At 41.1% G+C, this 12,289-nt stretch carries 13 protein-coding genes; 12 read left to right on the top strand and 1 reads right to left on the bottom strand.

Annotated features, from left to right (window positions below):
- Nucleotides 1-469: 469 nt before the first annotated feature.
- The 12 genes from rpmH to NSQ23_RS15790 all read left to right on the top strand — a co-directional run bounded on the left by rpmH (nucleotide 470) and on the right by NSQ23_RS15790 (nucleotide 11,537).
- Nucleotides 470-604, top strand: a complete 135-nt coding sequence (gene rpmH, locus NSQ23_RS15845; RefSeq protein WP_003397591.1) for a 50S ribosomal protein L34 — start codon at nucleotides 470-472, stop codon at nucleotides 602-604.
- Between the two features lie 63 nt (nucleotides 605-667).
- Complete coding sequence (gene rnpA, locus NSQ23_RS15840; RefSeq protein ID WP_004893265.1) at nucleotides 668-1,006, top strand: ribonuclease P protein component; 339 nt, start codon at nucleotides 668-670, stop codon at nucleotides 1,004-1,006.
- A gap of 64 nt (nucleotides 1,007-1,070) precedes the next feature.
- Nucleotides 1,071-1,838, top strand: coding sequence for a YidC family membrane integrase SpoIIIJ (gene spoIIIJ, locus NSQ23_RS15835; RefSeq protein WP_237811826.1), 768 nt, complete (start codon nucleotides 1,071-1,073; stop codon nucleotides 1,836-1,838).
- The gene (gene jag, locus NSQ23_RS15830; RefSeq protein ID WP_077429085.1) at nucleotides 1,835-2,452 is read left to right on the top strand and encodes an RNA-binding cell elongation regulator Jag/EloR; all 618 of its coding nucleotides are present in this window, start codon (nucleotides 1,835-1,837) and stop codon (nucleotides 2,450-2,452) included. The genes spoIIIJ and jag overlap by 4 nt, the downstream gene beginning before the upstream one ends.
- 401 nt (nucleotides 2,453-2,853) lie before the next feature.
- Nucleotides 2,854-4,134 (top strand): RNA-guided endonuclease IscB, encoded by a 1,281-nt coding sequence (iscB, locus tag NSQ23_RS15825; protein ID WP_339172146.1) that lies wholly within the window; start codon nucleotides 2,854-2,856, stop codon nucleotides 4,132-4,134.
- Nucleotides 4,135-4,194: 60 nt separating this feature from the next.
- Nucleotides 4,195-5,580: a tRNA uridine-5-carboxymethylaminomethyl(34) synthesis GTPase MnmE gene (mnmE, locus tag NSQ23_RS15820; protein ID WP_004893260.1), complete on the top strand. Its 1,386-nt coding sequence runs from the start codon at nucleotides 4,195-4,197 to the stop codon at nucleotides 5,578-5,580.
- A gap of 11 nt (nucleotides 5,581-5,591) precedes the next feature.
- On the top strand, nucleotides 5,592-7,481 hold the full coding sequence (gene mnmG, locus NSQ23_RS15815) for a tRNA uridine-5-carboxymethylaminomethyl(34) synthesis enzyme MnmG (protein ID WP_064221296.1): 1,890 nt from the start codon (nucleotides 5,592-5,594) through the stop codon (nucleotides 7,479-7,481).
- A gap of 13 nt (nucleotides 7,482-7,494) precedes the next feature.
- The gene (gene rsmG / locus NSQ23_RS15810) at nucleotides 7,495-8,208 is read left to right on the top strand and encodes a 16S rRNA (guanine(527)-N(7))-methyltransferase RsmG (protein ID WP_004893258.1); all 714 of its coding nucleotides are present in this window, start codon (nucleotides 7,495-7,497) and stop codon (nucleotides 8,206-8,208) included.
- Between the two features lie 35 nt (nucleotides 8,209-8,243).
- A complete protein-coding gene (gene noc / locus NSQ23_RS15805; protein ID WP_339172139.1) occupies nucleotides 8,244-9,095 on the top strand; it encodes a nucleoid occlusion protein in 852 nt (283 codons plus the stop codon).
- A gap of 101 nt (nucleotides 9,096-9,196) precedes the next feature.
- A complete protein-coding gene (locus tag NSQ23_RS15800; RefSeq protein WP_004893255.1) occupies nucleotides 9,197-9,958 on the top strand; it encodes an AAA family ATPase in 762 nt (253 codons plus the stop codon).
- The gene (locus NSQ23_RS15795; RefSeq protein ID WP_004893254.1) at nucleotides 9,951-10,814 is read left to right on the top strand and encodes a ParB/RepB/Spo0J family partition protein; all 864 of its coding nucleotides are present in this window, start codon (nucleotides 9,951-9,953) and stop codon (nucleotides 10,812-10,814) included. The genes NSQ23_RS15800 and NSQ23_RS15795 overlap by 8 nt, the downstream gene beginning before the upstream one ends.
- A 15-nt stretch (nucleotides 10,815-10,829) precedes the next feature.
- Entirely contained in the window at nucleotides 10,830-11,537 is a 708-nt protein-coding gene (locus NSQ23_RS15790) for a DUF554 domain-containing protein (RefSeq protein ID WP_064221294.1), read from the top strand.
- On the opposite strand, the gene yyaC is transcribed toward NSQ23_RS15790, so the two are convergent.
- Entirely contained in the window at nucleotides 11,526-12,116 is a 591-nt protein-coding gene (gene yyaC / locus NSQ23_RS15785) for a spore protease YyaC (protein WP_339172135.1), read from the bottom strand. The two genes, NSQ23_RS15790 and yyaC, sit on opposite strands and share 12 nt — an antisense overlap.
- Nucleotides 12,117-12,289 lie beyond the last annotated feature (173 nt).

The raw sequence follows: 12,289 nt of genomic DNA, 5'->3' as shown, positions 1-12,289 counted from the left end.
GCCGCTCTCCCTCCTTCTCCGCGCGGGTGTTTAACTTTTGTATAACTTTGTCTATAAAAAAAATTTTTTTCGACAGTTTTCACCGATTGTGGACAAATATTTACACATCATGTGGACGAAACTGTCCACACATTATCCACATTTTGTGGATAATGAGAAAAAATTATTAAATTATCCAGAGTAAAAACAACAATATAATAGCAGATAGATACATATGTTGCAATGGTTTTAAAAATATTATCCACAAATCAAAAAAGGTGTGAAAAAATTTTATCCACAAGGTTATAAGATGTGAAAAACTTGTCGATAAATGTTGTGGATACAAAAAAACGACAAAAAAAATATCCACAGTAATAATCACAATATATTCAAAAAAAGATACTCCCGGAGTAGTTGACATTTCTCTTAATTTCTCACTATAATTAGAAAGACTGTCTTTTAACAGTTATTCCTCAGGGAGGTGTCATATATGAAAAGAACGTATCAACCAAACAAACGGAAGCGTAGCAAAGTACACGGTTTCCGTGCGCGTATGAGCACAAAGAACGGAAGAAAAGTTCTTGCTCGCCGTCGTCGTAAAGGAAGAAAAGTATTATCTGCATAGGCCACTGAACGATCAGTGGTCTTTTTTCTAACGGGAGTGACAATTGAGGTGTGATGAAAGCACATGAAAAAAAAATATCGCATAAAAAAGAATGAAGAATTTCAAGAAGTATTTAAAAAAGGAACATCGGTGGCGAATCGGCAGTTTGTTTTGTATGTTCTCGATAAACCAGAGCAACCGTATTTTCGCATCGGGTTGTCCGTTAGCAAGAAAATAGGGAAAGCGGTCGTTCGGAATCGTGTGAAACGATATATTCGCCAAGTGTTTCACGAAGAGCGCGATCGAATTGAGATAGGCAAAGACTATGTTATTATTGCGCGAATGCCGGTAGCTACGATGGAGTATGAAGAGACGAAAAAAAGCTTATTGCACGTTTTAAGACGAGCAAACGTTTTTCATTAAATGTTTGCTCGACCGATATGCTAAAATATTTCATGGAATGTATAAAGTAAGGGGGAAAAAACGAGTGAAAAAAAGGCAGGTCGCATGGCTGTTTTTACTTCTTGCTGTTGTATTAGCAGGATGTTCGGAAATTAACCAACCTATTACGGCGGAGAGTAAGGGATTTTGGAACGAATATATCGTTTACCCGCTATCTTGGTTAATTACATATACGTCTGAGTTATTTGGTTCGAATTACGGCTTAGGTATTATCGTCGTAACTATTTTGATTCGTTTAGCTATTTTGCCGTTAATGATTCAACAAACGAGAAATTCTAAGGCGATGCAAGCGTTGCAACCGGAATTACAAAAACTTCGCGAAAAATACAGTTCAAAAGACGCGCAAACGCAGCAAAAGCTCCAACAAGAAACGATGTTACTTTTCCAAAAACACGGTGTCAATCCGTTAGCTGGTTGTTTGCCGCTATTTATTCAAATGCCGATTTTAATTGGATTTTACCATGCTATTATGCGCACAGAAGAAATTGCACGCCATAATTTTTTATGGTTTGACTTAGGTGAAAAAGATCCGTTTTTCATCTTGCCACTTGTCGCAGGGGTCACAACATTTATTCAGCAAAAGATGATGATGGCTGGCACCGAGCAGCAAAATCCACAAATGGCGATGATGCTTTGGTTAATGCCAATTATGGTCGTTGTTTTTGCGATCAACTTCCCAGCAGCACTTTCGCTTTATTGGGTAGTTGGAAACTTGTTTATGATTGCACAGACGTATTTCATTAAAGGACCAGACTTAAAAGCAACGAAACAAGCTGGGGGAACAGGAAAGTGAAACGAATCACGATGAGGGGCCAAACGGTAGAAGAGGCAGTGGACAAAGCGTTAGCGCAATTACATTTGTCGAAAGAAGCGGTCGATATTGTTGTTGTGCAACAAGAAAAAAAGCCGTTTCTTGGTTTGTTCGGTGGACAAGAAGCAATCGTGGAGATTGTGATCCGTCATCCGTTTGATTGTGTCAAATCGTTTTTAAAACATGTTATCGAGCAGATGGGTGTGCGTGTCCATCTCGCTTTCGAACAGAAAGATGAACATCTCGTCGTCTTGCTTTCAGGTCCAGAGGTTGCACGGGTGATTGGAAAGCATGGCCAAACGTTGAATGCGTTACAATTATTGGCGCAAGGAGTGTTAAATCGCTATACGGATCGTCCGCTTCGCGTTGTTATTGATGCGGAAGGATATCGAAAACGAAGAGAAGAAACACTTGTTCGTTTAGCAAAAAATATGGCGAAAAAAGCGATACAAACGGGGAAAGATATTTCGTTAGAACCGATGAGTGCATGGGAGCGAAAAGTCATTCATACGGCGCTAAGTGATGACGATAGAATACAGACGTTTTCAGCTGGGACGGAACCGCATCGTCATGTCGTTATTTCACTAAAAAGATAAACATTCTCTAGGGGAAGTCGTTCCTAGAGAATTTTTTTTGTAAATTCAAACGCAGTATGTATGTTGTTATTCACATGTGGATAAGTTAAAATTTACTTGATTACCATTGTGAATAAAACATGAATGATATAGATGTGGATAATTTTGTTTTAAGAAAGAAGGTCAACAACCCAATGACTAAAGTCATGGGCTTGTAAGCCCCATGTTGACCAGACCAAGGCTTGAAACAGAGCCTACGTTATAGATGTCATGACACGTTCGGGTGCTTCTCCAGCCCGTTCCTCTGTCGTGCAAGGTTAAACAAGCGTGGTGGGTAGCGCTAGTGTCTTGCACATAACAAGCATCTATAACATGGTCGAGGAGAATATGACCTGCGTAAGCAGAGGAAAGGGGAGGACCCTATGGTTTTTGTGTTAGACACAAACAAACGTCCGCTTGCTCCTTGTCACGAAGCAGTTGCAAGAAAGCTGTTGAAACAAGGGAAGGCGGCGATTTACAGGCGATTTCCATTTACCATCATCTTGAAAAAATCAGTAGACGAATCAGAAATTAAAGCAACATATCGGCTAAAAATCGACTATGGAAGCAGGCATACAGGATTAGCGATTTTGCGAGGACAAGAAGTGGTATGGTTAGGGCAACTTGACCATCGCACAGACATCAAGGAAAGAATAGATAAAAGGCGTGCTTTTCGTCGAGCAAGACGAAATCGAAAAACAAGATACAGAAAACCACGCTTTCTGAACCGCAAGCGAAAGGAGGGGTGGTTGCCGTCATCACTAGAGAGTCGTGTGCAAAATATCCAAACATGGGTTAACCGCCTAAAGAAGTTATGCCCCATTGGGTATATATCATACGAAAATGCCAAATTCGACACGCAACTCATGCGAAATCCTGAAATCAATGGTGTAGAGTATCAACAAGGCACGCTACAAGGATATGAAGTACGGGAGTATTTGCTTGAAAAGTTTGGGCGGAAGTGTTGTTATTGCGGAAAAGAAAATGTTCCACTTGAAGTGGAGCATATCATTCCAAAATCGAGAGGTGGAACAGACCGAGTGGATAACCTATGTCTTGCCTGTCATGACTGTAATCAGCGCAAAGGAAGTAAGACAGCAGAAGAATTCGGGTATCCGCACATTCAAAAGCAAGTCAAAGAATCATTAAAGGATGCAAGTGCTATCAACTCGACAAGATGGAAAGCGTATGAAGTGTTAAAGCAGACAGGATTAGATGTCGAGTGTGGAACAGGTGCACGAACGAAAATGAATCGTATTCGTTTAGACTTGCCGAAAACACACTATTTTGACGCTTGTTGCGTGGGAGAAAGCACACCAAATCACTTATATTTCAAAACAAAAGAAGTGTTATTTATCAAGGCAAAAGGGCGTGGTAGTCGTTCACGCACAAACCTAGATAGATATGGCTTCCCAAGAGGTTATCTTGCAAGACAAAAATTCTTCTTTGGTTTTCAAACAGGGGACATGGTTAAGGCTGTTGTCCCAAGAGGGAAATATCAAGGCGTTTGGTTTGGCGAAGTCGCATGTAGAAAGACTGGAAGTTTCGATATTAAAGGCAAGGACGGTAAACGTATCGCACAAGGAATAAATTATAGATATGTCCAAGTCATTCAGCGATTTGACGGATATGCTTATGGAAAGGGGGTGGCGGAACTTGCGTAAGGTGCAATTCCTCCCCGTGCCTAAAGGCAGGGGCTTCCTTGCGTAAGTTTCGTGAATAGCGTGGAATTCGATACAATTGCAGCGATCTCGACCCCGATGGGTGAAGGGGCGATTGCTATCGTCCGTTTAAGCGGGGATGAAGCGATAAAAATTGTTGATCAACTGTTTGTTGGTGTAGGAGGAAAGAAGCTAAAAGACGTCCCATCTCATACAATTCATTATGGACACATAGTACATCCGGAGACGAAAGAAACGATTGAAGAAGTGATGGTTACGGTGATGAAGGCTCCGAAGACATTTACGCGTGAAGATGTTGTCGAAATTAACTGCCACGGGGGGCTCGTTTCCGTCAACCGCGTTCTTCAACTCGTGTTAGCGTATGGAGCTCGTCTAGCGCAACCTGGAGAATTTACAAAAAGAGCTTTTTTAAATGGGCGTATTGATTTATCCCAAGCAGAAGCGGTCATTGATCTTATTCGCGCCAAAACAGATCGTGCCATGGCTGTTGCATTGAATCAAATGGAAGGTCGTTTATCGAAACTGATTCGTCGCTTGCGCCAAACGATTTTAGAAACGTTGGCACATGTCGAAGTAAATATCGACTATCCAGAATATGACGACGTCGAAGAAATGACGCATCGGTTGCTGCTTGAGAAGGCGACAGAAGTGAAAAATGAAATTGAACGGCTACTACAAACGGCACAACAAGGAAAAGTGTTAAGAGACGGACTAGCGACAGTGATTATCGGTCGTCCAAATGTTGGGAAATCATCGTTGTTAAACAGTTTAGCTCATGAAAATCGTGCGATCGTGACGGATATTCCAGGCACAACTCGTGATGTTATTGAGGAATATGTAAATGTTCGTGGTGTACCGCTTCGTTTGCTAGATACAGCGGGCATTCGTGAGACAGAAGACATTGTCGAACGTATTGGGGTCGAGCGGTCACGGAAAGTGTTAAAAGAAGCTGATTTAATTTTGCTTGTACTTAACTACAATGAGCCGCTAACAGTAGAAGATGAGCAGTTGTTTGAAGCGGTCAAAGGAATGGACGCCATTGTTGTTGTTAATAAAACAGACTTACCGAAGCGAATTGATATGGACCGAGTGAAGCAATTAGCGCAAGGATTACCAATTATTACGACATCTCTTTTGGAGGAAAGAGGGATCGAGCAACTTGAAGAGGCGATTGCCTCATTGTTTTTCAGTGGAGATGTAGAGGCGCGCGATTTAACATATGTATCAAACTCGCGTCATATTGCATTGTTGACGCAAGCAAAAAAAGCGATAGAAGAAGCGATTCACGGCATCGAAGCGGGGATGCCGATCGACATCGTGCAAATTGATTTAACGAGAGCGTGGGAATTGTTAGGTGAAATTGTTGGAGATACGGTGCACGAAAGTTTGATTGATCAATTGTTTGCACAATTTTGTTTAGGAAAATAAGGAGGGTGTTTATGCATTACGAGGCAGGATCTTATGATGTTATCGTTGTCGGTGCCGGTCATGCGGGATGTGAAGCGGCGCTTGCTGCTGCACGCATGGGAGCAAGTACGCTAGTGATTACGCTCAATCTCGATATGATTGCTTTTATGCCATGTAACCCATCAATCGGCGGACCTGCAAAAGGGATTGTCGTTCGGGAAATTGACGCATTGGGCGGAGAAATGGGAAAAAACATCGACAAAACGCATATTCAAATGCGAATGTTGAACACAGGAAAAGGACCTGCGGTGCGAGCGTTGCGTGCACAAGCAGATAAATTTTTATATCAACAAGAAATGAAAAAGACGTTAGAAAACCAAGAGAATTTAACGTTATTACAAGGAAAAGTAGAAAAATTAATCGTAGAAGACGGTGTATGTAGAGGTGTCATTACGCATACAGGTGCTCGCTATTATGCTAAGGCTGTCGTTATTACGACAGGAACGTTTTTACGCGGTGAAATTATTATTGGTGACATTAAATATTCAAGCGGTCCGAACAATCAACAGCCATCGATTAAACTTTCAGAGCATTTAGAGGAACTTGGTTTTGAATTAGTTCGCTTTAAAACAGGAACACCACCGCGTGTAAATAGCCATACGATTGATTACAGCAAAACAGAAATTCAGCCGGGAGATGACGTGCCACGAGCGTTCTCCTATGAGACGAAACAATACATTACCGACCAACTTCCTTGTTGGCTCACTTATACGACAGAAGAAACGCACCGAATCATCGATGAAAATTTACATTTGTCACCGATGTATTCAGGAATGATTAAAGGGACAGGTCCGCGTTATTGTCCATCAATTGAAGATAAAATCGTCCGTTTCCATGATAAACCACGTCATCAAATTTTCCTTGAACCAGAAGGAAGACATACGCAGGAAGTATATGTACAAGGTTTATCGACAAGTTTGCCGGAGCATATTCAACGTCAAATGTTAGCGACAATACCGGGGCTAGAGAAGGCACAGCTCATGCGTGCTGGTTATGCGATTGAGTATGATGCTATCGTTCCAACACAGCTATGGCCAACGTTAGAAACAAAAGTTGTTCAACGACTATATACAGCAGGCCAAATTAACGGGACATCTGGATATGAAGAAGCAGCTGGTCAAGGGCTTATTGCCGGCATTAATGCCGCTTGTAAAGCGCTTGGAAAAGAGGAGTTAATTTTAAGCCGCTCAGAAGCATATATTGGTGTTTTAATTGATGACCTTGTGACAAAAGGAACGAACGAGCCATATCGCTTGCTAACATCCCGTGCAGAATATCGTCTTTTATTACGTCACGACAATGCCGATTTACGTTTAACGGAAATTGGCTATAAAATCGGTTTAATTTCACAAGAGCGATATGAGAAGTTTGTCGCAAAGAAAGAAGCGATCGAAGCGGAAAAGAAACGCTTAAAATCTTACATCATTAAGCCAACCCCACAAGTACAACAACTTATTCGGGATGCCGGGGGAAGCGAGTTAAAAGACGGCATTCGTGCAGCTGACTTGTTAAAGCGTCCAGAAATGACGTACGAGCACATTCAAATGATTGCACCAGCGGAACAACCGATTGATCCTGAAGTAGCAGAGCAAGTAGAAATTCAAATTAAATACGAAGGATATATTGAAAAATCGCTACAACAAGTTGAAAAATTAAAGAAAATGGAAAATAAAAAAATTCCAGAAGACATTGATTACGATGCGATTACAGGATTGGCGACAGAGGCGCGTCAAAAACTAAAACAAGTTCGTCCGCTTTCCATTGCACAAGCGTCACGCATTTCGGGAGTCAATCCGGCAGACATTTCGATTTTATTAGTGTATTTAGAGCAGGGAAAAATCGCACGTGTGTCAAATGAATAAAGAGGGATGAATGATGGATGTAAAGGTATTTCAACAAATGTTAGAGGAGAAAGGAATTTCGCTTTCTCCTCAACAACTTACTCAATTCGAAACATATTATCAATTGCTCGTTGAATGGAACGAGAAAATGAATTTAACGGCGATCACAGACGAAGAAGGCGTGTACTTGAAGCATTTTTTTGATTCCATCACACCTGCTTTTTATTATGATTTTTCGCAATCATTATCTATTTGCGATGTTGGAGCAGGGGCTGGTTTTCCGAGTATACCGCTAAAAATTTGCTTTCCTCATCTACATGTATCAATTGTTGATTCATTACAAAAACGAATCACATTTCTGAATCATTTAGCGGCACAACTTGGGCTTGAAGGAGTAGCCTTTTATCATGATCGCGCCGAGACGTTTGGACAAAAAAGTGTACGTGAGTCATTTGATGTCGTCATGGCTCGTGCTGTTGCTCGTTTATCTGTCTTAAGTGAGCTCTGTTTGCCACTTGTGAAAGTGGGAGGAACGTTTATTGCAATGAAAGGTGCATCAGCACAAGAAGAGCTTGAACAAGGAAAAACGGCTATTCGTGTTTTAGGTGGCGAAGTGGCGAAAGTCGAACAATTTTTATTGCCAATTGAAGAAAGTGAACGAGCAATCGTTTTTGTCGAGAAAAAAAGAAAAACACCGAAGAAATATCCACGCAAACCAGGGGTACCAAACAAGCTTCCGATTGAATGAATGTTTTGAGTTCTCAAAGGTGGTGTCAGGGGGAAATGAAGTATCCTTTTTCGCGATTTTTCAGCTTTGGTGAAAAAGAGCAAGAAGAAATTGTCATACCGAATGAAGAAATAAAACGAATCGCCATTTCACAAATTGTTCCAAACCGTTTTCAGCCGCGAACCATTTTTGTTGAAGATAAAATTGACGAACTTGCTCAAACGATTCGCACGCATGGGATGATTCAACCGATTGTTGTTCGAGAATGCGAAGATGGAAAGTTCGAAATTATTGCCGGAGAACGAAGATGGCGGGCGGCACAAAAACTCGGTTGGACAGATATACCTGCCATTATTAAAAATTTAAATGATACGGAAACAGCCTCTGTTGCTTTAATTGAAAACTTACAGCGAGAAGAACTAACTCCGATTGAAGAAGCGGTTGCTTATGCGCGTTTGCTAGAATTGCATAATTTAACGCAAGAAGCGTTAGCACAACGGCTTGGAAAAGGACAATCGACGATCGCTAACAAACTTCGCTTATTAAAACTCCCTCAAGAAGTACAAGAAGCGTTATTGCAACGTCAAATTACCGAAAGGCATGCTCGTGCGTTAATTGTGCTGAAAGATTACAATAAACAGTTAAAATTGCTTGAAGAGATTATTCAAAAGCAACTCAACGTGAAACAGACAGAAGATCGAGTCGCGAAAATGCTAGAAGAAAGCGACGATGAAAAGCGCCCGAAGCCGAAACGAAAATCGTTAAGCAAAGACATGCGCATCGCTGTCAATACGATTCGTCAGTCGTTGACGATGGTTGCTGATAGCGGTGTTGCGATCGATTCAGAAGAAGAAGAGTTTGAAGACTATTATCAAATTACCATCCGCATCCCGAAGAAACAAAAATAACACCTCATCCAAAATGACGATGAGGTTTTCTTTTTGTATATGAAAATATTGAAAAATTCGTGATACAATAAAAGTATTATAAGCAAAGGATGGGGAGCATTGTGGGGAAAATTATTGCGATTGCCAATCAAAAAGGCGGTGTTGGCAAAACGACGACAGCGGTAAATTTATCTGCTTGTTTAGCTCATATGGGGAAGAAAACATTGCTTGTCGATATCGATCCGCAAGGAAATGCGACAAGCGGTATTGGTGTGGAAAAACATGACATCGAACAATGTGCTTACGATCTGCTAGTTGACGAAGTAGACGTACGTCAAGTTATTCGTCCAACAAATATCGATCGTTTACATATTATTCCTGCCACCATTCAACTAGCTGGTGCCGAAATCGAACTCGTTCCGATCGTTTCGCGGGAAGTGCGCTTACAAAAAGCGTTAAGCCCGATTAAAGATGCATATGATTTTATTATTATCGACTGTCCACCTTCACTCGGATTGTTAACGATTAATGCTTTAACTTCAGCAGATACAGTATTGATCCCCGTTCAATGTGAATATTACGCATTGGAAGGACTGAGCCAATTATTAAATACAATTCGCCTCGTACAAAAACATTTAAATTCCAATTTACGCATTGAAGGTGTGTTGCTGACAATGTTTGATGCGCGTACAAATCTTGGTATTCAAGTCATTCAAGAAGTGAAGAAGTATTTTCGCGAAAAAGTGTATGAAACGATCATTCCGCGCAACGTTCGGCTAAGTGAAGCACCAAGCCACGGAAAGCCGATTATTTTGTACGATGCGAAATCGCGGGGGGCGGAAGTATACGCAGATTTTGCGAAAGAGGTGATCGCAAATGGCTAAAGGGCTTGGAAAAGGCATTCATGCTCTTTTTACTAATTTAGAAGCAGAAAAAGGGGAAACGGTTCAAGACATTGAAATTCAACAACTTCGTCCAAATCCATATCAACCGCGTAAAACGTTTCATGAACAAGCGCTAGAAGAATTAAAGCAATCCATTATGGAACATGGGATCATCCAGCCGCTTATCGTTCGCCAAACAATTAAGGGATATGAAATTGTCGTAGGTGAACGTCGCTTTCGAGCGGCACAACTAGCAGGATTAAAAACTGTCCCGGCCGTTGTACGTGAACTTTCGGATGAAAAAATGATGGAAATTGCATTGCTTGAAAATTTACAGCGTGAAGACTTAAATCCGATTGAGGAAGCGACAGCATATCAATTATTGCTTACAAAATGCAAATTGACGCAGGAAGAGTTGGCGAAACGATTAGGGAAGAGCCGTCCACATATTGCCAACCATCTACGCCTTCTTTCACTTCCAAGTGATGTGCAACAAATGATTGAAGAAGGTACATTATCGATGGGGCACGGTCGAGCATTACTTGCATTAAAAAACAAACAAAAACTTTCAGCGGTTATTGAACGAGTTATTCAACAATCGCTCAATGTTCGCCAACTTGAGGCGCTTATTCAACAATTGAATGAAAATGTTCCACGTGAAACATTGAAAAAGAAAGAAGAGAAAAATATATTTTTAACGCAAAGCGAAGCGCTGTTACGCGAACGGTTAGGAACGTCAGTATCCATTAAAAAACATCGAAAAAAAGGGAAAATTGAAATCGAATTTTTCTCTGAGGAAGATTTAACACGTATTTTACAATTGTTGAACGCATATGACGAATATATGGATGAATGAGGGATGTGAAACATTTTGGCTTTACTCGGTACGGTTGTGAACGGCATATGTATTCTTATTGGAGCACTGTTAGGGGCCATATTTCGGAATATTCCTGAACGCATAAAATCAACGGTAATGAGTGGGATTGGGCTTTCTGTCGTCGTTCTTGGTGTCAAAATGGGATTAGAAAGCAATCAGTTTTTAATTGTAATTATTAGTTTAGTTGTCGGTGGGGTATTAGGAGAAATATGGGACATTGAAGAAAAACTCGAAAGGCTAGGGAAATGGGTGGAGAAACGAGCAGGATATGGAGCAGAAGGAGCGATTTCTAAAGGATTTGTGAGCGCTACGCTCCTGTTTGTCGTCGGTTCGATGGCCATTGTCGGTGCGTTACATAGCGGGTTAAGAGGTGATCATCTCGTATTGTATACAAAGTCGATTTTGGACGGCTTTGCGAGCATCATCTTAACCGCTACGTTTGGCATCGGTGTTATTTTTTCCGCTATTCCTGTTGTCGTTTATCAAGGCTCCATCGCCTTAATGGCTACGCAAATCGATCGGTTCATTCCGCCAAGCGCCCTTGAGGCATTTATCGCTGAATCGACCGCGACAGGCGGAATTTTAATTGTTGCGATCGGATTGAACATGTTGAATCTTACATCTGTTCGTGTAGCGAACTTATTGCCAAGCATTTTAGTCAATGCCTTGATCGTTGCGTTTATGCATGTGTTATTCGAATAACTTATATTTCAGTTCATTTGTCTGCAATGATGCAAGCCGCTGATGTTTCTTTAGTTGCATACCTGCTTCATAAATACCTGTGGCGATCGTTTCTGCCATACTCATGACTAAATGAAGTCTCGTGTTTTGTAATACGAAAAATTCCATAAATCCACTCACATTGACGATCCCAGTAATGTGAGCATCGCCGACAGACGGGAGATTTTTATTGACAGCCGCCCCTGGTTTTAATGACCCTTTTTCAACTGTGACCATCCCAACGTTTTTCACACGACCAAGGCAAGCATCGACAGCGATGATAAATGAATGTTTATGTTGTTGTTGAATATCTTTTAGTCGATCTTCTAAATTAACAGCATGAATCGGATCTTTTAACGTTCCGTACACATAAAACGGCAACGCTCCTTTTTGTTCAAGCATCATGCCGACAAGTGGTCCGAGCGAATCGCCAGTTGAACGATCTGTACCGATACACATGATGATAATTGGTGTATGTATAGAAGCTGGTAGTAAGCGTAAAATGGATGATGAAAGTTGAACTGCCGCGTTTGGCCCATCGTAAAAAAATTTATTTTGCATATGTCCGTTCCCTCCTCCGGTTAAATAACGTGGTAACAGTATACGGAAAAATGTGAATATATATACATTGGGCGATGTAGAAAGTTCGTGCGCTACAAATGTAAGCAAAATACTGTTAAAATAACTTATGCGCAAACAAAGAAGCTTGTATAGGTTATTTTGCTACAGCGGAG

It is taken from the genome of Anoxybacillus sp. FSL W8-1294 (assembly GCF_037965005.1).
Taxonomy (GTDB): domain Bacteria; phylum Bacillota; class Bacilli; order Bacillales; family Anoxybacillaceae; genus Anoxybacillus; species Anoxybacillus flavithermus_G.
Note: the sequence above shows the minus strand (reverse complement) of the source record. Positions and strands in the feature narration are given on the sequence as shown.

Excerpts from the sequence above, each read along its gene's own strand:
- iscB (WP_339172146.1), top strand. The coding sequence starts at position 2,854 with ATGGTTTTTGTGTTAGACACAAACAAACGTCCGCTTGCTCCTTGTCAC.
- mnmG (WP_064221296.1), top strand. The coding sequence starts at position 5,592 with ATGCATTACGAGGCAGGATCTTATGATGTTATCGTTGTCGGTGCCGGT.
- rnpA (WP_004893265.1), top strand. The coding sequence starts at position 668 with ATGAAAAAAAAATATCGCATAAAAAAGAATGAAGAATTTCAAGAAGTA.
- rsmG (WP_004893258.1), top strand. The coding sequence starts at position 7,495 with ATGGATGTAAAGGTATTTCAACAAATGTTAGAGGAGAAAGGAATTTCG.
- NSQ23_RS15795 (WP_004893254.1), top strand. The coding sequence starts at position 9,951 with ATGGCTAAAGGGCTTGGAAAAGGCATTCATGCTCTTTTTACTAATTTA.
- rpmH (WP_003397591.1), top strand. The coding sequence starts at position 470 with ATGAAAAGAACGTATCAACCAAACAAACGGAAGCGTAGCAAAGTACAC.
- yyaC (WP_339172135.1), bottom strand. The coding sequence starts at position 12,116 with ATGCAAAATAAATTTTTTTACGATGGGCCAAACGCGGCAGTTCAACTT.
- noc (WP_339172139.1), top strand. The coding sequence starts at position 8,244 with ATGAAGTATCCTTTTTCGCGATTTTTCAGCTTTGGTGAAAAAGAGCAA.